This window comes from Spirosoma sp. KNUC1025 (assembly GCF_045160025.1).
Classification (GTDB): domain Bacteria; phylum Bacteroidota; class Bacteroidia; order Cytophagales; family Spirosomataceae; genus Spirosoma.
Genome location: NZ_CP087139.1, coordinates 1,070,352 through 1,093,899, shown reverse-complemented (window position 1 = coordinate 1,093,899; position 23,548 = coordinate 1,070,352). Strand labels below are relative to the sequence as shown.

Below are 23,548 nucleotides of genomic sequence, written 5' to 3'. Positions count from 1 at the left end.
GTTACCCTTGAAAACCAACGTATTCCATATCGCCCTCCTGCTTCTGCTCAGCGTTACGGCCCTGGCTCAGATGCAGCCCTTTGCCTTGCAGGAGGTGAGGCTTACAGGCGGGCCGTTTAAGAATGCACAGGACGTTGACCTGCGATATATCCTGGCTCTTAACCCGGATAAGCTCCTCGCTCCGTACCTGATCGATGCTGGATTGCCGGTGAAAGCCCTACGCTACGGCAACTGGGAAAGCTCGGGGCTGGATGGGCATATCGGCGGGCATTACCTGTCGGCACTGGCGATGATGTATGCCTCGACCGGGAACGCTGAGATGAAAAAGCGGCTCGACTATATGGTCGGCCAACTGGCTCGCTGCCAGGCTAAAAACGGTACTGGGTACGTTGGTGGTATTCCGCAGGGCAAGGTTTTCTGGGAGCGTATTCACAAAGGCGATATCGACGGCAGCAGCTTCGGGCTGAACAACACCTGGGTGCCGCTCTACAACATTCACAAGCTGTTTGCGGGTCTGCGTGACGCCTACGAGTACGCCGGGAATCAGCAGGCAAAACAGGTGCTCATCGGTTTGGGCGACTGGTTTGTTGAGTTAATCAAACCCCTGTCCGACGAGCAGATTCAGCAGGTATTGCGTACCGAACATGGCGGTATAAACGAAACCTTCGCCGATCTGTACGTACTGACCAACGACAAAAAATACCTTGAAACGGCGCAGCGGATTTCGCACCGGGCACTTCTGGAACCGCTACTGGCAAAACAGGATAAACTGACGGGATTGCACGCCAATACGCAGATTCCGAAGGTAATCGGGTTCGAGAAAATCGCAACGCTGACGGGTAGGACCGACTGGTCGGAAGCCGCCATTTATTTCTGGCAAAACGTATCGCAGACCCGCAGCGTAGCTTTTGGCGGAAACAGCGTCCGCGAGCATTTCAACCCGACAACGGATTTCGGCCAACTACTACGGTCGAATCAAGGACCGGAGACCTGCAACTCGTTCAATATGTTACGTTTGAGCAAAGCCCTGTTTCTGGATAAAAATGACCTGAGTTATGTAGACTTTTACGAGCGGTCGCTTTACAACCATATCCTGCCAAGTCAGCACCCGCAGAAAGGTGGGTTTGTGTATTTTACTCCCATCCGGCCCAACCATTACCGGGTGTACTCACAACCAGAAACCAGCATGTGGTGCTGCGTGGGATCGGGCCTGGAAAATCACACGAAATACGGCGAACTGATCTACAGCCATTCGGCCAACGACTTGTACGTCAACCTGTTTATCCCATCGACGGTGAACTGGACTGCCAAAAATAGTAAGCTAACTCAGCGCACTGAATTTCCGTACCAGAACCAGTCGGAGCTGGTTATCGAGACAACAAAACCACAGGAATTTTCTGTAAACATCCGCTACCCCAAATGGGCCGAGAACTTCGCCATTCTGGTGAATGGCAAGGCGCAACCAGTCGATGCAAAACCAGCCAGTTATGTCGCCGTTCGTCGGAAATGGAAGTCGGGAGATAAAATAATTGTCCGTTTTACGACCTCGACGCGGCTGGAATATCTACCCGACGGCTCCAACTGGGCGGCCTTTGTGAAAGGCCCTGTCGTGCTGGCTGCCAAGACCTCAACGAATGACCTGACCGGGCTTTTTGCTGATGATAGCCGGATGGGGCACGAAACGAAAGGCAAACTCTATCCGCTCACCAATGCCTATGCGCTTGTGGGCAACCCAGCAACGTACCTGAATCAACTTAAACCCATTGACAGGCTCCGTTTTCGTCTGGATTCGCTAACGCTGCAACCGTTTTATGAGGTACACGATGCCCGCTATCAGATGTATTTCCAGACCTTTTCCAAAGCCGCTTTTGACGAACAGAAAACCCGGCTGAAACAGCAGGAAGCAGAGGCAATTGCACTGGAAGCCAACACAGTCGACAAGGTGAATTGCGGGGAACAGCAACCTGAAGTTGATCACCAGTACAAGGGCGAAAAGAGCGATTCCGGCTACGATGACGAACAGTTCTGGAGACGTACCCGCTCGTCAATTGCCTATCAGTTACAGAACAAAAATCGGGTGGGTAAATACATTGACATCCGTGCTTTAGACGATATCAGGCTGGACAATGTAGACTTCCTGATCAATGAAAAATCCGCCGAACTAATTTCATCTGAGGGGAAAACGATTCGGCTTAGGGCAGACAGCCAAGATGTGATTTCACTGAAAATCACGGCACGAAATGAGAAGAGTACCCCTCGGTTCAATCAAATCAGACTTGTAACACAGTAACGTAAGATTCACTTAAATAGGAACAAAAGGATGATGAGTATCTATAAATGTGTCAAAATAACACTATTGCTCTTTGGGTGTGTATTCAATTCTCTGGCGCAATCCAACTTTACCAGCAAAACAATTGGCGTTGGGGTGGTGGTTGCCGACCTCGACCGCTCGCTGGATTTTTACGTGAACGGCATCGGTATGGTCAAAACGGGCAGCTTCACCATCAACGAAGATTTTGGCAAACGATCCGGCCTGACCAATGGTAAAGCTACGAACGTAACCATTCTGAAGCTCGAAAATAGCCCAGAAGCTACCGATTGGAAGCTGATGAGTTTCGGTAGTAAACCCGCACACCCCAAGCCTAAACACATTCAGGACGATACGGGCATGCAGTACATTACCATCCAGGTGAAAGCGCTGCAACCAATCATTGACAGGCTCAGGCAGATGAACGTACCGTTTCTGGGCAGTACGCCCACACCCTTGAACGACAAGGCGCAGTTCGTTTTTGTGCAGGACCCCGACGGGACTTTTATAGAACTGATCGGCCCACTGTAGTAGCCAAAGCTTAAGAAACAGTCTGAAAATTATTACTTAGCTGGTCTGAAAACCCCTAAATCCCCTAAAGGAAACTTTGTTCGAGAAGGAGAAAAGTCCCTTTTAGGGGATTTAGGGGTTTTCAGACAGTTTCTAGCAATCCGATTTTGCTCATTCATTCTTTCGCTCTTTAGATAGATGAAGCCTACTTTTTTTCGATACGGTCTGCTGGCAGTTGGGGTACTGCTGAGCTACGTGGTAACGATAGCACAAACGGCTCAGAATCCGGTCGTTTTTGCCGACGTACCGGATATGGCCATGATTCGGGTGGGTAACACGTACTACATGAGCAGCACCACCATGCACCTGAGTCCGGGGCTGCCCATCATGAAGTCGAATGATCTGGTGAACTGGCAGATGGTTGGGTATGCCTATGATACGCTGGCGAATGTAGATGCCCTGAATCTGACCAACGGCAAAAGCACCTATGGGCGCGGGTCGTGGGCCAGCAGCCTGCGCTACCACAAGGGCACATATTACGTAACGACCTTCGCCCAGACGACGGGCAAAACGTACATCTATACCACAAAAAATATCGAAAAAGGGCCCTGGAAAGAAGTTTCCTTCAAGCCTTCTTACCACGACCACAGCCTGTTTTTTGATGACGATGGACGAACGTACCTGATTTATGGCGCGGGCAAGCTCCGAATCGTCGAACTGACACCCGATGCATCGGGTGTAAAGCCTGGCACGACCGAACAGGTTCTGATCGAGAATGCCAGTACACCATCGGGCACGGGCGGAGGTTTACCTGCCGAAGGATCGCAACTGTTTAAGATTAAGGGTAAGTATTACCTGTTCAACATTTCCTGGCCAAAAGGTGGCATGCGAACGGTGATTATTCACCGGGCCGACAAACTCACTGGCCCCTGGGAAGGTCGGATTGGCTTACAGGACCTGGGCGTGGCGCAGGGCGGACTGATTGATACGCCCGACGGGAAGTGGTATGCCTATCTGTTCCGCGATTTCGGCGGGGTAGGACGTATTCCGTATCTGGTGCCGGTGAAGTGGGAAGATGGCTGGCCGGTGCTGGGCGAAACCGGCAAAGTACCCCAAACGCTTAACCTACCCGCTGGTAAGGGGCTGATTCCCGGCCTTGTAAACTCCGATGAATTTACCCGTAAAAAAGGCGATCCTGCCCTGCCGCTCGTATGGCAGTGGAACCACAATCCCGACAACAGCCTGTGGTCGGTGACGGAACGCAAAGGCTACCTGCGCCTGAAAACCGGACGCACTGACACCTCGTTCGTGATGGCGCGAAACACGCTTACCCAGCGTACTATTGGGCCCGAATGTTCGGGTGCTACGTTGCTCGATGTCTCGAATTTGAAAGAGGGCGACTTTGCGGGGCTGTGCCTGTTGCAGAAAAATTATGGCCTGGTCGGCGTGAAAGTTGCCAATGGAAGTCGGTCGATTGTTATGGTCAGCGCCAGTTCCGGCAAGCCAGTCGAGGTGCAGCGCGTTCCGCTGGGTCAGAAAACGGTTTACCTGAAAGCGGATTGTGATTTCAGAGACCGCGCTGATACAGCCCAGTTTTTTTACAGCCTCGACGGCAACGTATGGACACCGATTGGCGAACCGCTGAAAATGCCGTACACGATCCCGCATTTTATGGGTTACCGCTTCGGCCTGTTCAATTACGCAACTCAACAAACAGGCGGTTTTGCTGACTTCGATTACTTCCGAATTGTTGCCACCCGTTCACAGTCAGCAACCAATTAACGTGTGAAACAACCATGTCGACAATCTATTGCTTACCTCCCATGAAAAAGAGCTTTTCTGCCATCATCTTTCTGTCAGGCTTGCTGTTTTGGGGCAATATTGCTTCGGCACAGGACAAAAACTTTTACATCTTCCTTTGTTTCGGGCAGTCCAACATGGAGGGTAATGCTAAAATTGAGCCTCAGGATACGGTCAACGTAACCAACCGGTTTCAGGTAATGGAAGCCGTAGATTGCCCAACGCTCAACCGAACAAAAGGGAATTGGTATACCGCCGTTCCACCCTTGTGCCGCTGCCGGACGGGCCTCACTCCCGCCGATTATTTCGGTCGCGAACTGGTTGCCAATCTTCCCGAAAAAGTCCGGGTTGGCGTGATCAACGTAGCGGTGGGCGGCTGCAAAATAGAACTGTTCGACAAAGATCATTACGAGTCGTACACCGCCAATGTACCGGGCTGGATGAAGAACATGCTTAACGACTATAACGGAAATCCGTACGCCCGGCTGGTCGATATGGCGAAACTGGCGCAGAAAGATGGCGTCATCAAGGGTATTCTGCTGCACCAGGGTGAGTCGAACACCAACGATACGTTGTGGACGCAAAAGGTAAAAGTAGTGTACGATAATCTGATGCATGATCTGAAACTGAAACCTAGGAAAGTGCCGTTGCTGGCTGGCGAACTGGTCAACGCGGATCAGGATGGCAAATGTGCGAGTATGAACAGGATCATTGCTACGCTCCCGCAAACCATCAAAAACGCCCATGTGATTTCCTCCGCAGGATGTGCCGACGCAGCTGATAACCTGCACTTTAATGCGGCTGGCTATCGTGAACTGGGGAAACGCTATGCCGCTACGATGCTCGCGCTGATGGGGCATCCGGTACCCGCAGTGGATTAATAAGCAAACTATTCCCGCTAACATTTGGAGCAATAATTAACCTACTTTTTCTGACAAGCATTTGACAATGAGCCACAAAAGGAGACAATGTTTAGATAAAATGCGAACATGGGCTGCTTTTGCAAGTCTGCTGGGTCTGCTTTCTTATGCCGCATCAGCCCAGGAAATCATTCCACTATATGAAGGTACGGTTCCTAATGCAAAAGCGTCGGATGTTCAGGAGTCGGGTGCAGAATCGGGCGTATTCAAGGGGGTTACCAAACCTACGCTGGAGTACTTCAAGCCTGCGCCCGAGCGAGCATCCGGTGCAGCAGTTATCATCATTCCCGGTGGCGGCTATGGCGTAGTCGTATACAACGGCGAGGGCGTTAACACGGCGAAAGCGCTGGCCGAAAAAGGCGTTGCAGCTTTCGTGCTCAAGTACCGCCTGCCCAGCGATGCGATTATGCCCGACAAAAAAATCGGGCCGTTGCAGGATGCCCAGCAAGCCATTAAACTGGTTCGTGAGAATGCTGCCAGGTGGGGCATCAACGCCACTAAAGTAGGCATTATGGGTTTCTCGGCGGGCGGGCATCTGGCCTCGACGGCGGCCACGCATTTCGAAAAATCGTATGTCGATAACGGTAATAATACCAGCCTGCGCCCCGATTTTCAAATCCTGGTTTATCCGGTCATCAGCATGCGTGACAGCCTGACGCATAACGGTTCGCATGATAATTTACTGGGGAAAAATCCATCACGACAGGACGTTGAGCTTTTCTCCAACGAGCTACAGGTACGGGCAAATACGCCACCCACGTATCTGACTCATGCCGCCGATGACAAGTTGGTTGACGTCGACAACAGTATTGCCTATTTCGAAACCCTGCGACGCCAGAAAGTGCCTGTCGAAATGCATATCTATCCCAAAGGAGATCATGGCTTCATTTTCCGGCACCCAGGCTGGATGGAGCCTTTGTTCGCCTGGATGAAACTGAACAATTGGCTCAAGAACCAATAATTATGCTTAAATCTTTATTCATTCAGCTGGCACTTTATCTGTTGACCGGTCTTACCGGGTTTTCACAGGCAACCTCTCCCCAACCCGTTGGTCCGCTTCCCAGCGAGAACCAGCTACGTTGGCAAAAAATGGAGTACTACGCCTTCATCCATTTTTCGATCAACACGTATACCGATATGGCCTGGGGCCTGGGCAACGAAGACCCGAAGCTGTTTAACCCAACAAAACTGGATTGCCGGCAATGGGCCCGTATCTGTAAAGAAGCTGGCATGAAAGGCATCATTTTTACGGCCAAGCACCACAGCGGCTTCTGTCTCTGGCCCTCGAAATACACGGAGTATTCAGTAAAAAATATACCCTGGCGTAACGGTAAGGCCGACATTGTGCGGGAAATGGCCGATGCCTGCAAAGAATATGGCCTGAAGTTTGGCGTCTATCTGTCGCCCTGGGACCGGAATCATGCCGACTATGGGAAGCCTGAATACATCACCTATTTCCGCAACCAATTGACGGAACTGCTGACCAATTATGGTGACATTTTTGAAGTCTGGTTCGATGGAGCCAATGGCGGGTCAGGCTATTACGGTGGAGCTAACGAAACGCGTAAAATCGACGCCAAAACGTATTACGACTGGCCCAATACGTACAAACTTGTCCGTAAACTCCAGCCCAGGATCGTCATCTGGAATGATGGGGGCGACAGAGCCGACCTCCGCTGGGTGGGTACCGAAGCCGGGTACGTGGGCGAAACCAACTGGAGTTTATTAAATGCAACCGGCGATGTGCCCGAAAAAATGCTGCGCTACGGTGTCGAAAATGGCAATGCCTGGGTGCCAGGCGAAGTCAATACGTCCATTCGGCCGGAATGGTTTTACCACGAACGGGAAGATAGAAAGGTAAAAACCTTACCTCAACTGATGGATATTTATTACAATTCCATTGGTCGAAACGCTACGTTGCTGCTCAACTTCCCGATCATGCCCAACGGTCTGATTCACGAGAAAGATGAAAAAGCCGTACAGGCATTTGCCAAAGCCACGAAGGAAGCCTTTGCACTGAATCTGGCTAAAAACGCCCGTGTTACAGCCTCTCAGGTACGTGGGAAAAGCGCGGTTTACGATGCCATCAAAGCCATTGACTCGGACCTGGACAGCTATTGGGCTACAGATGATGCCGTTCGTAAAGCCTCGTTGACGCTACATTTCCCCAAACCTACGGCTATCAATCGGTTTCTGGTGCAGGAGCCTATCCGGCTGGGGCAACGGGTCAAATCGTTTACGGTCGAGGCATTCGTCGATGGCAACTGGAAAGAGATTGCCAAAGAAACCACCATCGGATATAAACGTATTCTTCGGTTTCCGACCGTTGAAGCCACACAACTGCGTCTGACCATTCTGGACGCCAAAGGTGCCCCGTTGATCTCCAATCTTGAAGTCTACAAAGCCCCTCTGATTCTGACACCCCTACGATCATCCGCGACCAGGCTGGCGATTTGCACATCAAGTCAGGGGATGCCGAATCAGAATTGTATTATACCCTCGACGGTAGTACGCCAACCGCAAGTGCCGCTAAATACACGGCACCCGTAAAAACCGGCAACGGCAAAGCCGACATAAAGGTGATTGCCTATAACCCGTTCACGCAACAAAGCAGCGTTGTCAGCGAAGAAAAATTTGACATAGCCCACAGCGCCTGGAAAATTGTGAACACGGATGCCAAGTCGGCGTATCAGTTGCTGGATGGAAACCCCAATACGTCCTGGCATCAACCTAAAAGCCAAGTGATGCCAGCGGACCTGATCATCGATTTGGGAAAAGAAGAAAATCTGACGGGTTTCCGGTATTTACCGGCCCAGAACTGGTGGGAAGAGGCCAGCATTATCACTCACTACCAGTTTGAGATATCGACAGATAACGTCAACTGGAAGCGGGTCAGTGAGGGCGAGTTTTCCAACATAAAAAACAGTCCGGTCTGGCAAATTAAGTCGTTCGAGCCTACCAAAGCCCGGTATATCAAGTTACGGGCTTTGAAAACAACGCAGGACGGTTCTGCGCCGGGCTATGCGGAAGTTGATGTCATTACGCAATGAGCCATTTTTACCCCCAACCCCCTGAAGGGGACTTAGCTGACGCCGGAGAAAGCCCCCTTCAGAGGGTTGGGGGTAAAGGCCAGAAACAAAAAACCTATTGATAATCAAATAAATCCTAAACCCTAGTCAACCATGAATCAACAAGTTATCAGCCGATTGTGGCTTTTTTGGGCCATGTTCTGCCTGTATACGGGAGCAATGGCTCAGCCACCCCGTGGCCCGTTGGTGGTGTCGCCCCAGGTGAATGCAGACAAGACCATTATGTTCCGGTATTTGGCCCCGCAGGCTAAAACCGTGGAACTGAGCGCGCAGTTTGAAAAAGGGCCGAAACCCATGACCAAAGATGAGCAGGGCATCTGGAGCGTTACGGTCGGCCCCGTCAAACCCGACATCTACCCGTACAGCTTCCGCGTCGATGGCGTCACGGTGATGGACCCGGCTAACGTAGCGTTCTTTCCCAACGAACGCTTTAAAGCCAGTTTGGTCGACGTACCGGGTGATACGCCCCTGATTCACGCCATGCGCGACGTACCCCACGGTTCTGTTACCTACGAATATTATCCGTCGATGGAAGGGACTACCGGCTCGCTGGTCGTTTATACGCCACCGGGATATGATCAGAACGCTTCGAAAAAGTACCCGGTTTATTACCTCATTAGTGGTACGACCGATACTGAAGAGACGTTTTTTAAGGTCGGCAAAACCAACCTGATTCTGGACAACCTGCTGGCAGAAGGCAAAGTCAAACCGATGATTGTTGTGATGCCTTACGGCAATATTGCCGCGCGGGTGGCCGAACAAAAAGGAGGTTCTAAACCCGCCGACCCAACCGTACGCGATGGAGCCGACGCCGTAAAACGGGCGAATGATTTCGCGACGGATCTGGTGAAAAATGTCATTCCGTATATTGAGAAAAGCTACCGAACCATTGCCAACCGGGAGAATCGGGCTATTGGTGGGTTTTCGCGCGGGGGTGGCCAAACACTCCGCACGGCCTTCAGCAACATGGATACATTTGCGTGGGTATGTGCCTATAGCTCGTATCTGTCGCCCCAGGAGATGGACGGCAACTTCAGCCAGATCGTGGCTAAACCCGAACAGACCAACAAACAACTGAAATTGCTGTGGGTGAGCGTGGGAAGTGATGATTTTCTGTATAAGGGCACAGTAGAATTCATGGATTACCTCAAGGCGAAACAGGTGAATTTCAAAAGCCTGATTACCGACGGTGGTCACACCTGGATGAACGTGAAAACGTACGTAGCCGCGACTACACCGTTACTATTTCAACCCTAAACCGCTCCACCCATGAAACGTATTTTATACCTATTGCAGGCTGTTCTTTTGTCGGGTGTTTCGGTAATGGCGCAGCAACGGCCACCGGCCATCAGTTCGCCCGATGTGCATCCCGACCATAGCATTACGTTCCGGTATTTTTCCCGAAATGCAAAAAAAGTCATGCTGTCGGGCGAGTTTCTGAAAGCGCCTGTCGCTCTTACCAAAGACACCTCAGGCATCTGGAGCGTTACGGTGCCGCCGGTCAAGCCGGATATTTACCCGTATAGTTTCACGGTCGATAGTGTTCAGCTCGCTGACCCCAGCAACACCTATATTTTCGCCAATGAGCGGTTTAAACGTAGCATCGTCGATGTGCCCGGCGATCAGCCGCTGGTGCACTCACTTCAGAACGTACCGCACGGCAAAATCAGCTACCGCTATTACAAGTCAGGTACGTTGGGGACCACCCGTCAAATGCTGGTGTACACCCCACCCGGTTTTAACCCCAACGGTAAAACCAGATATCCGGTACTGTACCTGATTCACGGCGGTTCCGACACCGAAGAAACCTGGACGAAAGTAGGCCGCGCGAATCTGATCGCCGATAACCTGATTGCACAGGGAAAAGCCAAGCCCATGTTGATTGTGATGCCCTACGGCAACGTACGCCCGGCTCCCATGCCCGACTTTACCAAAGACATGATCAATGACATCGTGCCATTTATCGAAGCCAATTATCCGGTCGTCAAGGAAAGCAAAGGCCGGGCCGTAGCGGGATTTTCGGTAGGTGGCGGTCAAACGCTGAATTTCGGCCTGACCAACCCCGACAAATTCGCCTACGTATGTTCGTACGCGCCATACACGGCTACCGACGAGTTTAAAACGAACTTCACCAACTGGTCGCCCAATGCCGAACAGATGAACAAGCAGTTGAAACTATTCACCGTCAGCGTTGGAACCGAAGACTTTCTGTACGAGCCCGTGAAGCAGAACATTGCCATGTTTAACGAGAAGAAAATTAACGTCAAACCGCTCATTGTGCCGGGTGGCCATACCTGGATGAACTGCAAACTGTACCTCGCCAATACGTTGCCCCAGCTTTTTAAATGAAGCGGTGACGGGGATTACCTCACCCCCTACCCCTGAAGGGGGCTTTTTTTACCCATGAGCAAGGCACCCTTCAGTGGGTTGGGGGACGAGGTAATCTATTCGATATTCCTAACATAAACCAATAATCCAATGACCTTCAAAACAATTGCTGCATTCGTGGTAGCCACGTTAATCAGCGTGAGTAGTTATTCGCAAACGGCATCGGCCATCGCAGAAGATTTCAAACCATCGTCGCTGAATCAGCCGGGGCAGGAATTTCCGCAGGTTAATTCGCAGGGTTATGTACGGTTCCGTATTAAGGCACCCCTGGCCGATAGTGTCCGGGTGAGCCTGGGACTGGGTGGACGGGGTGGTACTATCCTTACCAAAGGGGAAGACGGCTTCTGGACCGGCACAACGGCGGGCCCGCTAGACGAAGGATTCCATTACTATCACCTGACCATTGATGGAGGTACCTTCAACGACCCCGGTACGCTGAATTATTACGGTTCTGTTCGTTGGGAAAGCGGCATTGAGATTCCTGCTCACGACCAGGATTTTTATGCCCTGAAAGACGTACCGCACGGCAATGTGCAGCAGGTGTTGTTCCCCTCAAAAAGCACGGGTACGTCTCGCCGGGCGTTTGTGTACACACCGCCGGGTTATGAGAAAGAAAAATCGAAAAAATATCCGGTGCTATACCTGCAACATGGCTGGGGTGAGGATGAAACCGCCTGGAGTAATCAGGGGCACGCGAACCTGATTATGGACAACCTGATTGCCGAAGGCAAAATCAAGCCCTTTATCATCGTGATGACCTACGGCATGACCAACGAAGTGAAATTTGGCAAAATAAGAGAGTTCAAGATCGACCCTTTCCAGACGGTGTTGACCGACGAGCTGATTCCGTACGTCGATGCCAATTTTCGCACTTTGAACAACCGGGATAACCGGGCGATGGCGGGCCTGTCGATGGGCGGCATGGAAACCAAAATGATTACCCTCAACAAACCGGATGTATTCGGATATTACGGTCTGCTCAGCGGTGGTGTTTACGCGCCGGACGACCTCAACGGCAAAGCCAAACCGAAGCTTGTTTTCATCAGCTGCGGCAGTAAGGAACGGCCCGATGGCGTAAACAAATCGGCTACTGATCTAAAAGCTGCCGGTTACAATGCGGTTTCCTATGTTTCGGATAAGACTGCTCACGAATTTCTGACCTGGCGTCGGAGCTTGCACGAGCTGGCCCCGCTGCTGTTCAAATAGTAAGACTGGCCTCAACACCTACCTATATCATGAAAACGATTTTATTTCTGCAAAGGGCAATTAGCGTTGTCGTCGTTGCTACGGTAATGGCATCAGCCTCCTATTCGCAAACCATCGACAAAGAAGCGCCAAAAGGCTTCGACCAGTTGCAAACAGGCATAGCCACTGGTAAGCTGGACACTATCCGATACGATTCTAAAACGGTTGGTACAACCCGGAAAGCATTGGTATACACGCCACCCGGCTTTAACCGAAAAACGAAATATCCGGTGTTATACCTGCTGCACGGCATCGGTGGCGACGAAAAGGAATGGCTTCGGGGAGGCACTCCGCAGGTTATTCTGGATAATCTGTACGCTCAAAAGAAGATTCAGCCGATGATTGTGGTCATGCCCAACGGGCGTGCCATGAAAGATGACCGGGCAGTAGGTAACGTTTTCGACAAAGACAAAGTAGACGCCTTCGCTACGTTTGAAAAAGACCTGCTGAACGACCTGATCCCGTTCGTTGAGAAGAAGTATTCCACGCTGACTGATCGCGAACACCGCGCCATTGCCGGTTTGTCGATGGGGGGCGGCCAGTCACTGAATTTCGGCCTGGGTAATCTCGACAAATTCGCCTGGGTGGGTGGTTTCTCGTCGGCCCCCAACACCAAACGGCCCGAAGAACTGGTACCGAACCCTGCTGATGCCAAACAGAAGCTGAAACTGCTATGGATCTCGTGTGGTGATGCCGACGGCCTGATTTCGTTCAGCAAACGTACTCACGACTACCTCTATCAGCGCGACGTACCGCATATCTACTACGTCGAACCGGGAGGGCACGATTTCAAGGTCTGGAAAAATGGGCTGTATATGTTCTCCCAATTTCTGTTCAAGCCCGTCGACAATGCTTCGCTGACCAAATACACTGTATTGGGAACCCCCGCACCGACCAACATCCGCAATGGTAAGTACCCGCAAATTCTACCGGATAACCGCGTGGTATTTCGCGTAAAAGCGCCCGACGCCCAGAAAGTACAGGTCGATCTGGGAAAAAAATACGACATGGTGAAAGATACTAGTGGCTTCTGGACGGCCACCACCGATTCCATCAGCCGGGGCTTTCATTACTATTCGCTGCTAATCGACGGAGTAGCCATCGCCGACCCGGCCAGTGAATCCTTTTACGGCATGGGGCGCATGGCCAGCGGCATCGAAATCCCCGACAAAGACGGTGCTTTTTACGCCATGAAGGACGTGCCCCACGGCGATATCCGCGTAAAACGATACCTCTCCAAAGCGACCAATACCTGGCGTGAGATGTATGTGTACACACCACCCGGCTACGACAAATCGACCGAAAAATATCCGGTGCTGTACCTGCTCCACGGTGGTGGCGAAGATCAGCGCGGCTGGGCTACGCAGGGCAAAACGGATATGATTCTGGATAACCTGATCGCCGAAAACAAAGCAAAGCCGATGATCATTGCCATGCTCGATGGTAACGTAAGCGCTGGTGGACTGGCCGGTTTTAACGAAAACGTATTGAAGGCGTTTGAAAACGAGCTCAAACTGGGCGCTATTCCCTTTGTGGAAAGCAACTTCCGCGTGGAAACCGACGCGAAAAGCCGGGCACTGGCAGGTTTGTCGATGGGAGGCCTGCAAACGCTGTATGCAGGCATCAAAAACAACACCATGTTTTCGTCGCTGGGTGTGTTCAGTTCGGGCTGGTTCGCCAATAATCCTAAACTATCGGACCCGCAGTATGAATTTATGAAAGTCAATGCCGCCAGCATCAACTCGAATCTGAAACCGTTCTGGATTTCGATGGGAGGGAAGGAAGATATCGCCTATCAAAATTGCCAGGTGATGATGAAAAAGTTCGATGAGATGGGCGTAAAATACCAGTACAGCGAATACGCTGGTGGGCACACGTGGCCCGTGTGGCGGCATGATTTGTTCCAGTATGCACAAGTGCTGTTCAGGTAAAATAACCCCAAACCTATAAGGTCTGCGAGACCTTGTAGGTTTCATCACTCAACCTATCTAATTAACATGTCAGCTTATAGAAATATCTTCTCGCTGAATAAGACTGCTTTTTTTCTGGCAACCGCTATTCTGCCGCTAGGATCGGTTTATGCCCAAACGATTCCCTCCTTAAAAGACACCTTCAAAAAGGATTTTGGCATTGGTACGGCGCTGAACAACGCCCAAATCGACGAACGTGACCCAAAAATGACGGAATTCATTGTCAGCCAATTCAACATGGCCACGCCCGAAAACATTATGAAGTCGGCGCTGATCCATCCGGGCTGGGACACATATAATTTCGAAATGGCGGATAAACTGGTGGCCTTTGGCAAAAAGCATAACATCAAAATCAACGGGCATACGCTGATCTGGCATAGTCAGTTACCTCCGTTCATTCGAGGGATCAAAAGTGCAGATTCGATCCGGACGTTCTTTACCGAACACATCAAAACAGTCGCAGGACGCTATGATGGAAAGGTTCTTTCGTGGGATGTTGTCAACGAGGCCCTGAATGAAGATGGGACGATGCGCAAATCTGTCTTCCTGCAATACCTCGGCGATGATTTTGTTACGGAAGCGTTCCGACTGGCCCAGCAGGCAGCGCCAAAAACGGAACTGTACTACAACGACTATAACAACGAACAACCGGCTAAGCGGGCGGGCTGTATTGAACTCATAAAAAAGATCAAGGCAGCCGGGGTACGTATCGATGGAGTCGGTATTCAGGGGCACTGGCACGTTGGAAAAGTCCCCCTGAAAGACATCGAAGAAAGTATTCTTCAGTACTTGGCATTAGGTGTAAAGGTCATGTTTACCGAACTGGACATTGAAGTGCTGCCACGCAACTTCCAGGGAGCCGATGTCGGCCAGCGTATGACCGCAAATGCCCAGTCGAACCCCTATCCCGAGGCATTACCTGATTCTGTTCAGCAACAGCTGGCCGCTGACTATGAAGCTCTGTTCAAGCTGTTTCTCAAGCATAAAGACAAAGTCACTCGTGTTACGTTCTGGGGTGTCAACGATGCCAATAGCTGGCTGAACAACTGGCCCATACGGGGACGAACTAGTTATCCGCTGTTGTTTGACCGAAATAACCAGCCCAAGCCCGCTTTTGAGAAGGTCATTGCCCTGAAGAAATAAGGTTTCAGAAATCCCTGTGTGTAAAAAACCAGACGTAGCCGGTTTTTACACCTGTCACTAATTCAAAACCAAGATAACGTATTTACCCCTGATGCAACGAATATACACAACCCTGGTCCTGGCTGCCCTCACCGGCTGCTCTCTAACGGCCTTCGCACAAACCAGCGGTGGCAAAACGCCGATTTCGCAGCCCCTGGTATCGCACATTTACACAGCTGACCCGTCAGCCCATGTTTTTAACGGTAAAATTTACATCTATCCCTCGCACGACATTGATGCGAAGGATGTTAAAGAGGATGATGAAGGCGGCCATTTTGCCATGCGCGACTACCATGTGCTGTCGATGGACAAGATTGGTGGCCCCGTCAAAGACAATGGCGTTGCGCTCGACCTGAAAGACATCCCCTGGGCGGGCCGTCAGCTTTGGGCCCCCGACGCTACGGTCAAAAACGGTACGTATTATCTCTATTTCCCGGTTAAAGACAAACAGGATATTTTTCGCATCGGCGTGGCGACCAGCAAAAGCCCAACCGGGCCGTTTAAAGCCGAACCAGAGCCGATTAAGGGAAGCTACAGCATCGATCCAACCGTCTTTCAGGATACGGATGGGAAAGCCTACCTGTATTTTGGAGGTATCTGGGGCGGTCAGTTACAACGCTGGACTAACAATCAGTACGACCCAAAAGGTGCTTTGAAGAAGAAAGACGAGGTAGCGTACCTTCCCCGCATTGCCCGCTTGAGTGCTGACATGAAAAGCTTCGCTGAGCCAGTGCGGGACGTACAGATTCTGGATGCGAACGGAAAACCTTTTCTGGAGAAAGACAACGACAAACGGTTTTTTGAAGCAGCCTGGTTGCATAAGTATAATGGCAAATACTACTTCTCGTATTCGACCGGCGATACGCACAACCTTTGCTACGCCATCGGCGACAATCCATACGGACCATTTACGTATAAAGGCGTGGTGCTGAAGCCCGTTCTTGGCTGGACCAATCACCACTCCATCGTGCAGGTAGGCCCCAAATGGTATCTGTTCTATCACGATGTACAGCTTTCGGGCAAAACTCACCTACGGAATGTGAAAGTAACCGAGCTGACCTATAATCCAGACGGCACGATCAAACCGATCGAAGCCTACAAATAAATTAGCCCTAACCCATTTTAGCCATGCGTAAACTAAGTTCCTGTGCGCTACTTGCCCTGACGGTCGCTTTTGTAGCACCCGAAAAAGGGCTGAAAGATTATTACAAAAACTATTTCCCGATTGGCGTGGCCGTAAACCCAAGGATGATACAGCCTGGGCCCGATGCCGACTTGATCAAAGCCCAGTTCAACAGCATGACACCCGAAAATGCGATGAAAATGGGCCCGATTCATCCGGAAGAGAATCGATATAACTGGAACGATGCCGACGCCATCGCCGACTTTGCCAAACAAAACAAGATCAAACTGCGGGGCCATACCCTTTGCTGGCACAATCAGACACCCCGCTGGTTATTTACCGATTCGACAGGTAAACCGGTGAGTCGGGAGCTGTTACTGGCCCGCCTGAAACGGCATATTACTGACGTAATGGGTCGCTACAAGGGCACGATCTACGCTTGGGACGTCGTGAACGAAGCCGTCCCGGATACAGGCACGGGCATTTATCGCAAAACGAAATTCTACGAAATCATCGGGGAGGATTATATCGAAAAAGCGTTTCAGTACGCCCACGAAGCCGACCCTTCTGCGCAGCTGTTCTATAATGATTATAACACCGAAAATGCCTCGAAGCGGGAGCGTATCTACCAACTCCTGAAGAAACTGAAAGACAAAGGCGTACCTATCAACGGAGTGGGGTTGCAGGCGCACTGGTCCATTTACGAGCCGACCAGACAAGAGCTGGAGGAGTCCATTAACAAGTTCGCCAGCTTGGGCCTGAAGATTCAGTTTACGGAGGTCGATGTGTCGGTGTATCCAAAAGAGCACGAGCGTCGGGCCAAAAAGGATACTGACAAAAGTGAGTTTACACCCGAAATGAACGACAAACAGGCGGCTCATTACAAAATGCTGTTCGACGTATTTCGCAAGCATCGCGACAAGATTACTGGCGTTACGTTCTGGAACCTAACGGACAAATATTCCTGGCTGGATAATTTCCCCGTTCCCGGTCGCAAAGATTTTCCCTTACTGTTTGATCAGAACGGCCAGCCCAAAAAAGCGTATGAAGGCGTAGTGAAATTCTAGAAAACAACTATCGCAGCCAATTTGGGCAAGTCAGAGATTCAAAAAATACGGCTTTATAAAACTGTTTAGGCTTACGTTCCGAGCGTGTTATGTCCTGCTGAAGAATGAAGTATCTTGTCGTATATAAATTAACGTGAATACAGGATTAATTTTCGGCTTTGGGATAAATACACAGGGCTTAGTATCGTAAAAGTGATAGGCTACTAACCCGCCCAGCGTATGCAATAGCGCATTGAGGGGTGAACGGTGCCGAGTATGGTTGATATCCAGGACACTTAGTAAAATATCGTTCACTGATTCAATTAAAGCCCGCTGACGTAGCCGTAGCTTATCACTCAACTCAACCAACTGATTCTTCATATTCTTGCGAAGTTTGGTGACGATGTGAAGGCTTTGCTGGTAAAAGGATTCAAAGAGTTTACTCATATAGCCTTTATCGGCATAGCACTTACCCGTTAGGCCCTTCACCAACTTGCGTAAAGCACTATCGTTATTATCCGAGACGTTGGCGGGTGTGATTAGGCAATTCATAATCTGTCCTAATTCATTTATGACCAAGTGCAATTTGAGTCCATAGAAACCTCCGATTCGGATTATGACCTACTTCGCAAAAATTCAATAGTTGTCAACGACAACAGTCGTATACGAATAGCTACATTATAGGATAATTTACAAGTAGCCCTTCGGCCAGATGACCCCATATTTTTGAGCAAGGGGTGCCATCTTCTGGCATAACGCAATATGCTGGGCTTTGGCAGTAGCCCGGTCAAAACCGTCGGGAATAGCGCGAGAACCACCACTGCCAAATACGATATTTTTCGATCCACACTCCTTTGCCCGTTTGAGAGCCAGATCAACTCGCTGTAAAATAGCCTCATGGTGCAGGTCTTGCCCTGCGGACTTAAGCTTGCCCGGAAAAAATAAATATAGGACCGTACCGGAAATTTTTCGTCGGCAAGGACCGACCGGTTCTTTTCATACTGGTCATCACCCCCTGCATCAGGAATCAAAAATCGGCCAACGCTTTCCTCAACAAAGGAATACCCTAAACGTCTCAACAGCCCAGCCTTATCATAGGATGTACAAACACCTAGTGGCAATGGAAAACCAGCCATATTGATACAGGGCAACGTAATACCAGTTCATGAGCTGTCCCAGTGCTAGGTCGTCACTCAGCCGAAACTGGTTCCAGCAGGTTACATCGTCTGGTCGTTTGTGCAGGTTAGCCATCATGTACGTAGCGATGTATATGTACGAATCTACCGGGTCATCTGGGTAAACGTAACGGCCCCTACGGTGTTGGGCTTGCCGGGTTCAGGGGCCGAAATAGTCCCGCTGATCTGACCGTTTGACTGTTTCGCCACGCGAATTTCCCGGAAACTATACTGCCCTTTTTCGTAGTTAAACGTCTCGCCATCATCGTCGTACAGCCGGTAAAGTCCTGGTTTGGTACCGTAATAGCGAACTTCGATGGGCACCGTCTCCCCTGATTTTGGGGCATGGAGCCGGGCGGGCATCATGGGAATAATCCCACCATCTTTCACATAAACCGGAATCCGGTCCAGTCCCGGCGATACGGTAATCTGCTGGCCATTGCCCACCAGCTCACCGGTGTAGAAATCATACCAGTTGCCCGTGGGTAAAGTTACCGTACGGCTCTTCTGCCCGTTGAACAAGGGCGCCACCAGCAAATACTCACCCGCCATATACTGGTCTTTTATTTCCTTCTGTACGGCTTCGGCATACGGGTTTTTCTCCAGGCTCGTCGTAACCAGTTCGTGTTTCACCTCCGACTGAAAACCTTCTTCCAGATTCATCGCCCGAAACGGGGGCGTACCGTCGAAATGATACTTGGCAAACTCGCTGTACCAGTAGGGCATCATCCGCATCCGCAGCAGCGCCATGTCCTGCACAGGCTGGCTCACATCGGCAAATGACCAGGGCTTGGTGCCACTATCCCAGGCGTTAATCATGGCTAAAGGTGAAAAAACGACGGTCTGAATCCGACGTATCCACTCTTCACTGCTCGCGGACGACCGAACCTCCGGCGTCCACAAGACTCCAGCAAAACTGCTGTTGATCAAGGCCGTAATGAAATCCTCATGTTTGTAATAATCGTTGTAAATCACGTAAGGAAACTGGGAGCCACCGCCATTCGATGCCCGTATCAGCCCGAATGTGCGGTTGTTCTGTTTTCGGTACATATCCATGCTGTAGCGTTGCATGAGCAGCCCATACGTTTGGCGCATCTGCTCGGCGGCATGACCCGATGGGAACGTAGCGACATCGGGCCAGAGCCAGGAATCATAGCCGTCTACCTCATCAATTTTGTAGCCGCTCACGCCATTGTTTACGCCATCACTTGCCAGTTGACCAAAGAAAATCTGTCGCGCTTTTGGGAGGGTCAGATCAGGCACTTGCCCTGTCCAGACGGTGTGTGAGGCCGTAAAGGGCTTAATCGAGCTAAAGATCGACGCCGATGGCGCTACGTATGGATTGAGCCAGAGATTAGCCCGGACACCGTTGCGCAGCATCGTTTGCAAAAAATCACGGGGGTCAGGGAATCGGGTTTTGTCCCACTCAAAGGTGCACGGATACGATTTACTTTGCCAGCCCGGTTCCAGCCCGACTACGTCGAGCGGAAACCCTTTCTGCTCAAACTGCTCCGCTTCGGCCTGTACCTGCTCCGCCGTATACAACCGCTGAACCCGTTGCTGAAACCCAAGTCCCCAGCGCGGAGGCAGGCACCCACCCCCATTGAAGAGGTTGTACCGCCGAACAACGTCGAGCGGCTTCGGGCCGGCAAAGACGTATAGCTCCACCCCCGCAGCCGGAACCAGAATTTCCACGGCATCGGAATAAGGTCGACTGGTCCATGATTTGTCTGTATTGCGATCCTGCGATTTGGGCGGATCCGGGCTGTCTTTGCGAACGGCTGTACCCGCATAAACGGTCAGGTAACGGGCCGAATTGATAAAAACACCGTACCCATCCGACGATACGTAAAACGGGGTGGGTGCGTGCGTTCGGCCGTTGTCGGAGCCACCAAAATGATCGACATGCAGGTTTAAAATCCGCCCGCGCTGGTGAACTGTCTGAAAGTTAAGCCCAAATCCATACAGTTGTTCCGTCCGGTTAAGCGGGAAATGCAGGTACGTTTTCCCATCAACAACGCGGGCCGTAATTGCTGACTGCGGTAACGGAAATGCGGATTGACCCAGCTTCGTTAAGGCTGCTACGTTCGGCCTGGCCTCGCTGGCGGTCAGTAAGTTATAGGCTTCAGGTTTGCCGACCGAAGCTTTCCAGATGCCGGGTTGAACGGGGACCCAGGTAACAACCTGTGCAGTGGCGAACGATGCCGTAAGCAAAAACAGGAACAGCGTTTTCAAGATAATTGGTGTTGGGTTGACCAGGTTGTTTCCTGTTTGACGCTAGTTCACGAAGGTATACACCCCGCCAGCCTTTGTCGGGAAATCATACACCTGTGTCGGCTGATTGCCGACAACCGGCATACTTTGAAACAACGGATTCGGATTGGTGCCGCTGGCCGGTTTCAGGGCGCTACGTCCTGCTGTTTTTAAAGCATTGGGAACACGAATCCGGCAGTTGCCTCCCAGTGTCGACCGGATGACGAGTTTGCTGATTTTTCCGCCCTGCCAGTCGAGTGATACAATCTCAAAGCCACCCCGCGCCCGTAGTCCCCGCACCTGACCACCCGACCATGCATCGGGCAGGGCGGGCAGCAGCCATACGTCGCCGAGGTGACTTTGCAGGAGCATTTCGCCCATACCCGAAATTCCGCCAAAATTACCGTCGATCTGAAACGGCGGATGGGCGCAGAACAGATTGGGATACGTACCACCCGCATTGGCGTAATCGGTCCCTGCATCGCCGGTTAGTTTCAGCAATTCGCGCAGGAGTTTGTAGGCATGGTTTCCGTCGTTGAGCCGCGCCCAGAAATTGATTTTCCAGGCTTTGCTCCAGCCCGTTCCGCCATCGCCCCGAAGTTCAAGGGTTTTGCGGGCTGCGGCTGCCAGTTCGGGGGTGGTAAGGGGAGCCATCTGCCGACCCGGATGCAGCCCAAACAAATGAGAGGTATGCCGATGCTGCGGGTCAACCTCGTCAAAATCCTTGCTCCATTCCTGCAAACTGCCCTTTTTACCGATTTTTAGCGGATACATCTTTGCCCGAACATCTGCCACCTGCTGCCGAAAAGCCGCATCGATATTTAGCTGTGTCGATGCGTCGATTACGTTGGTGAACAGGTCCCAGATGATCGACATATCCATCGTGGTCGCGACCGACACCTGCCCAGGCTTGCCATCTGGACCAACAAACAGGTTTTCGGGGTGGTCGAGGGCGAGGTTACCCAATACCCATTTTTATCTTTTATCAACCAGTCCAGGCAGAATTGGGCGGCCCCTTTCATGAGCGGATAAGCGCGGTCGCGCAGAAACGCCTGGTCGCCCGTATAGCGGTAGTGGTCGTAGAGATGCTGGCACAACCACGCTCCCCCCATTGACCAGTTGGCCCAGACGGGGTCGCCTTTACCGAGGTCGCCAACGGGGTTTGAGATGGCCCAGATGTCGGTATTGTGATGGGCGACCCAGCCACTGGCTCCGTAAAAGTTTTTAGCCGTTGCCTTCCCCGTTACGGACACATCCCTAATGAGATCGAACAAAGGGCGGTGCATTTCCGATAGATTACTCATCTCGGCGGGCCAGTAGTTCATCTCGGTATTAATATTGATGGTATAGTTGCTGCTCCAGGGTGGGCGAACGTGCGGATTCCAGATACCCTGCAAATTGGCGGGGGTGCTGGTACCGGACCACTGCCCGCAGGACGCGAACTGGATATGAGCAGGTAACGGCCGTATTGGTAATACAGGCGCTCCAGACCAAGATCCTGACCACCGGTAGCATACTGTCGTAGCCGTTCGTCCGTAGGTCGATTGGCCTCTTGGGTACCAGCCAACGTAAGCGAAACACGGTTGAAATACGATTGATAATCGGTTTTATGGGCCTGTTTCAGGCTTTCGTAGGGTTTACGAGCCGCCCCGTTCAGGTAGTTCTCCACAAGTTGGATCTCGTTTTTCCCCTCTTTATCCGGACATTTATCAAAGCCGTTAAAACTGGTTGCGGCAGACAGCAGCAGCACCACTTCGGTAGCCTGGCTAACGTGCAGTCCGGCGGTATCGGTCGTAATGGTTCCGCTTCTACTACCGGGTAGCGCCCGGATGCGCAGTGCATAGCGCATCCCCCGGCACTGGGTCGTGTCGGTGTAGTTTACGGGATTGACCGTGTTGTTTACGTAGTTTGGGTCGGTGTGAGCGGGTGCTTTGCCGGTCAGGGCGAGTTCGCGCGGGCCCATTGCCGATAGTGTATAGCGAAGCTGACTGTTGAGGCTGGCCACGAAATTCAGCTTACCTGCCTGACTGGCCATCAATCGAACTACAATAACCTGATCGGGTGCCGACACGAATATTTCCCGACTATACGTAACGCCATCGACCGTAAAGCGCGTCGTTGCTGTGGCATCCTCAATATTCAGATCGCGGTAGTAATTCGTTGGTTTGCCGGAAAAGGGCTGGCGAATCAGCAGGTCGGCCAGAGGTTCATACGATTCCGTATACAGTCCCTGCATTTTTTTTGTAAGCGACGTTGCCAGTTCGTAGTTCTCGTCATCCAGTGCCTTACGAATCTGCGGCAGGTACGTTGGCGAAGTCGGATTCGGATTCGGGTTGACGGGACCACCCGACCACAGGGTACTTTCGTTGAGCTGCAGCAGCTCTTCATCGACCTTACCAAAAATCATGGCGCCTAATCGTCCATTGCCCACCGGTAAGGCCTCATTCCAGTTGCGGGCAGGTTGTTTATACCAGAGTTTCAGGGGTTGAGCGAGCGAAATACCAGGTAATAGGAGTAATAACAGAAAACGAATTCGCAT

16 protein-coding genes and 2 pseudogenes are annotated in these 23,548 nt (G+C 51.4%); 13 read left to right on the top strand and 5 right to left on the bottom strand.

Features of this window, described 5'->3' with window-relative positions:
• The first annotated feature begins 7 nt into the window (after positions 1-7).
• From LN737_RS04750 to LN737_RS04690, 13 genes and pseudogenes are all read left to right on the top strand, one after another.
• Positions 8-2,290, top strand: a complete 2,283-nt coding sequence (locus tag LN737_RS04750; RefSeq protein ID WP_405516670.1) for a glycoside hydrolase family 127 protein — start codon at positions 8-10, stop codon at positions 2,288-2,290.
• 33 nt (positions 2,291-2,323) lie between these two features.
• Complete coding sequence (locus LN737_RS04745) at positions 2,324-2,839, top strand: VOC family protein (protein WP_405520312.1); 516 nt, start codon at positions 2,324-2,326, stop codon at positions 2,837-2,839.
• A 177-nt stretch (positions 2,840-3,016) separates the two neighbouring features.
• A complete protein-coding gene (locus LN737_RS04740; protein ID WP_405516668.1) occupies positions 3,017-4,600 on the top strand; it encodes a glycoside hydrolase 43 family protein in 1,584 nt (527 codons plus the stop codon).
• 41 nt (positions 4,601-4,641) lie between these two features.
• Entirely contained in the window at positions 4,642-5,499 is an 858-nt protein-coding gene (locus LN737_RS04735) for a sialate O-acetylesterase (protein ID WP_405516666.1), read from the top strand.
• 100 nt (positions 5,500-5,599) lie between these two features.
• Complete coding sequence (locus LN737_RS04730; protein ID WP_405516664.1) at positions 5,600-6,499, top strand: alpha/beta hydrolase; 900 nt, start codon at positions 5,600-5,602, stop codon at positions 6,497-6,499.
• A gap of 2 nt (positions 6,500-6,501) precedes the next feature.
• Positions 6,502-8,588: pseudogene (locus LN737_RS04725) on the top strand (alpha-L-fucosidase).
• 132 nt (positions 8,589-8,720) lie between these two features.
• Complete coding sequence (locus tag LN737_RS04720) at positions 8,721-9,884, top strand: esterase (protein ID WP_405516662.1); 1,164 nt, start codon at positions 8,721-8,723, stop codon at positions 9,882-9,884.
• Positions 9,885-9,896: 12 nt separating this feature from the next.
• Positions 9,897-10,976 carry an esterase family protein gene (locus tag LN737_RS04715; RefSeq protein ID WP_405516661.1) on the top strand — a complete coding sequence of 360 codons (1,080 nt, stop codon included), beginning with the start codon at positions 9,897-9,899 and terminating at the stop codon, positions 10,974-10,976.
• A 129-nt stretch (positions 10,977-11,105) separates the two neighbouring features.
• Positions 11,106-12,221, top strand: coding sequence for an alpha/beta hydrolase-fold protein (locus LN737_RS04710; RefSeq protein ID WP_405516659.1), 1,116 nt, complete (start codon positions 11,106-11,108; stop codon positions 12,219-12,221).
• Positions 12,222-12,307: 86 nt separating this feature from the next.
• A complete protein-coding gene (locus tag LN737_RS04705) occupies positions 12,308-14,191 on the top strand; it encodes an alpha/beta hydrolase-fold protein (protein ID WP_405520310.1) in 1,884 nt (627 codons plus the stop codon).
• Positions 14,192-14,257: 66 nt separating this feature from the next.
• Entirely contained in the window at positions 14,258-15,373 is a 1,116-nt protein-coding gene (locus LN737_RS04700) for an endo-1,4-beta-xylanase (protein WP_405516657.1), read from the top strand.
• 91 nt (positions 15,374-15,464) lie between these two features.
• Positions 15,465-16,517, top strand: coding sequence for a glycoside hydrolase family 43 protein (locus LN737_RS04695; protein WP_405516655.1), 1,053 nt, complete (start codon positions 15,465-15,467; stop codon positions 16,515-16,517).
• A gap of 23 nt (positions 16,518-16,540) precedes the next feature.
• A complete protein-coding gene (locus LN737_RS04690) occupies positions 16,541-17,602 on the top strand; it encodes an endo-1,4-beta-xylanase (RefSeq protein WP_405516653.1) in 1,062 nt (353 codons plus the stop codon).
• Positions 17,603-17,689: 87 nt separating this feature from the next.
• Here LN737_RS04690 and LN737_RS04685 read toward each other — a convergent pair whose 3' ends face one another.
• The 5 genes and pseudogenes from LN737_RS04685 to LN737_RS04665 all read right to left on the bottom strand — a co-directional run bounded on the left by LN737_RS04685 (position 17,690) and on the right by LN737_RS04665 (position 23,548).
• Positions 17,690-18,190, bottom strand: a complete 501-nt coding sequence (locus tag LN737_RS04685) for a transposase (protein ID WP_405520308.1) — start codon at positions 18,188-18,190, stop codon at positions 17,690-17,692.
• A 671-nt stretch (positions 18,191-18,861) separates the two neighbouring features.
• A complete protein-coding gene (locus LN737_RS04680; RefSeq protein WP_405516651.1) occupies positions 18,862-20,991 on the bottom strand; it encodes a TIM-barrel domain-containing protein in 2,130 nt (709 codons plus the stop codon).
• A 42-nt stretch (positions 20,992-21,033) separates the two neighbouring features.
• Positions 21,034-21,381, bottom strand: coding sequence for a glycoside hydrolase family 95-like protein (locus tag LN737_RS04675; protein WP_405520306.1), 348 nt, complete (start codon positions 21,379-21,381; stop codon positions 21,034-21,036).
• A 54-nt stretch (positions 21,382-21,435) separates the two neighbouring features.
• Positions 21,436-22,406: pseudogene (locus tag LN737_RS04670) on the bottom strand (glycosyl hydrolase family 95 catalytic domain-containing protein); the annotation flags it as partial.
• Positions 22,331-23,548: a glycoside hydrolase N-terminal domain-containing protein gene (locus tag LN737_RS04665; RefSeq protein WP_405516649.1), complete on the bottom strand. Its 1,218-nt coding sequence runs from the start codon at positions 23,546-23,548 to the stop codon at positions 22,331-22,333. The pseudogene LN737_RS04670 and the gene LN737_RS04665, both read right to left, overlap by 76 nt.

Bases quoted from the DNA above. Each gene is read 5' to 3' on its own strand.
- LN737_RS04745 (WP_405520312.1), top strand. From the start codon at position 2,324: ATGAGTATCTATAAATGTGTCAAAATAACACTATTGCTCTTTGGGTGT.
- LN737_RS04740 (WP_405516668.1), top strand. From the start codon at position 3,017: ATGAAGCCTACTTTTTTTCGATACGGTCTGCTGGCAGTTGGGGTACTG.
- LN737_RS04735 (WP_405516666.1), top strand. From the start codon at position 4,642: ATGAAAAAGAGCTTTTCTGCCATCATCTTTCTGTCAGGCTTGCTGTTT.
- LN737_RS04730 (WP_405516664.1), top strand. From the start codon at position 5,600: ATGCGAACATGGGCTGCTTTTGCAAGTCTGCTGGGTCTGCTTTCTTAT.
- LN737_RS04720 (WP_405516662.1), top strand. From the start codon at position 8,721: ATGAATCAACAAGTTATCAGCCGATTGTGGCTTTTTTGGGCCATGTTC.
- LN737_RS04715 (WP_405516661.1), top strand. From the start codon at position 9,897: ATGAAACGTATTTTATACCTATTGCAGGCTGTTCTTTTGTCGGGTGTT.
- LN737_RS04710 (WP_405516659.1), top strand. From the start codon at position 11,106: ATGACCTTCAAAACAATTGCTGCATTCGTGGTAGCCACGTTAATCAGC.
- LN737_RS04705 (WP_405520310.1), top strand. From the start codon at position 12,308: ATGGCATCAGCCTCCTATTCGCAAACCATCGACAAAGAAGCGCCAAAA.
- LN737_RS04700 (WP_405516657.1), top strand. From the start codon at position 14,258: ATGTCAGCTTATAGAAATATCTTCTCGCTGAATAAGACTGCTTTTTTT.
- LN737_RS04695 (WP_405516655.1), top strand. From the start codon at position 15,465: ATGCAACGAATATACACAACCCTGGTCCTGGCTGCCCTCACCGGCTGC.
- LN737_RS04690 (WP_405516653.1), top strand. From the start codon at position 16,541: ATGCGTAAACTAAGTTCCTGTGCGCTACTTGCCCTGACGGTCGCTTTT.
- LN737_RS04675 (WP_405520306.1), bottom strand. From the start codon at position 21,381: ATGCTCCTGCAAAGTCACCTCGGCGACGTATGGCTGCTGCCCGCCCTG.
- LN737_RS04665 (WP_405516649.1), bottom strand. From the start codon at position 23,548: ATGCGAATTCGTTTTCTGTTATTACTCCTATTACCTGGTATTTCGCTC.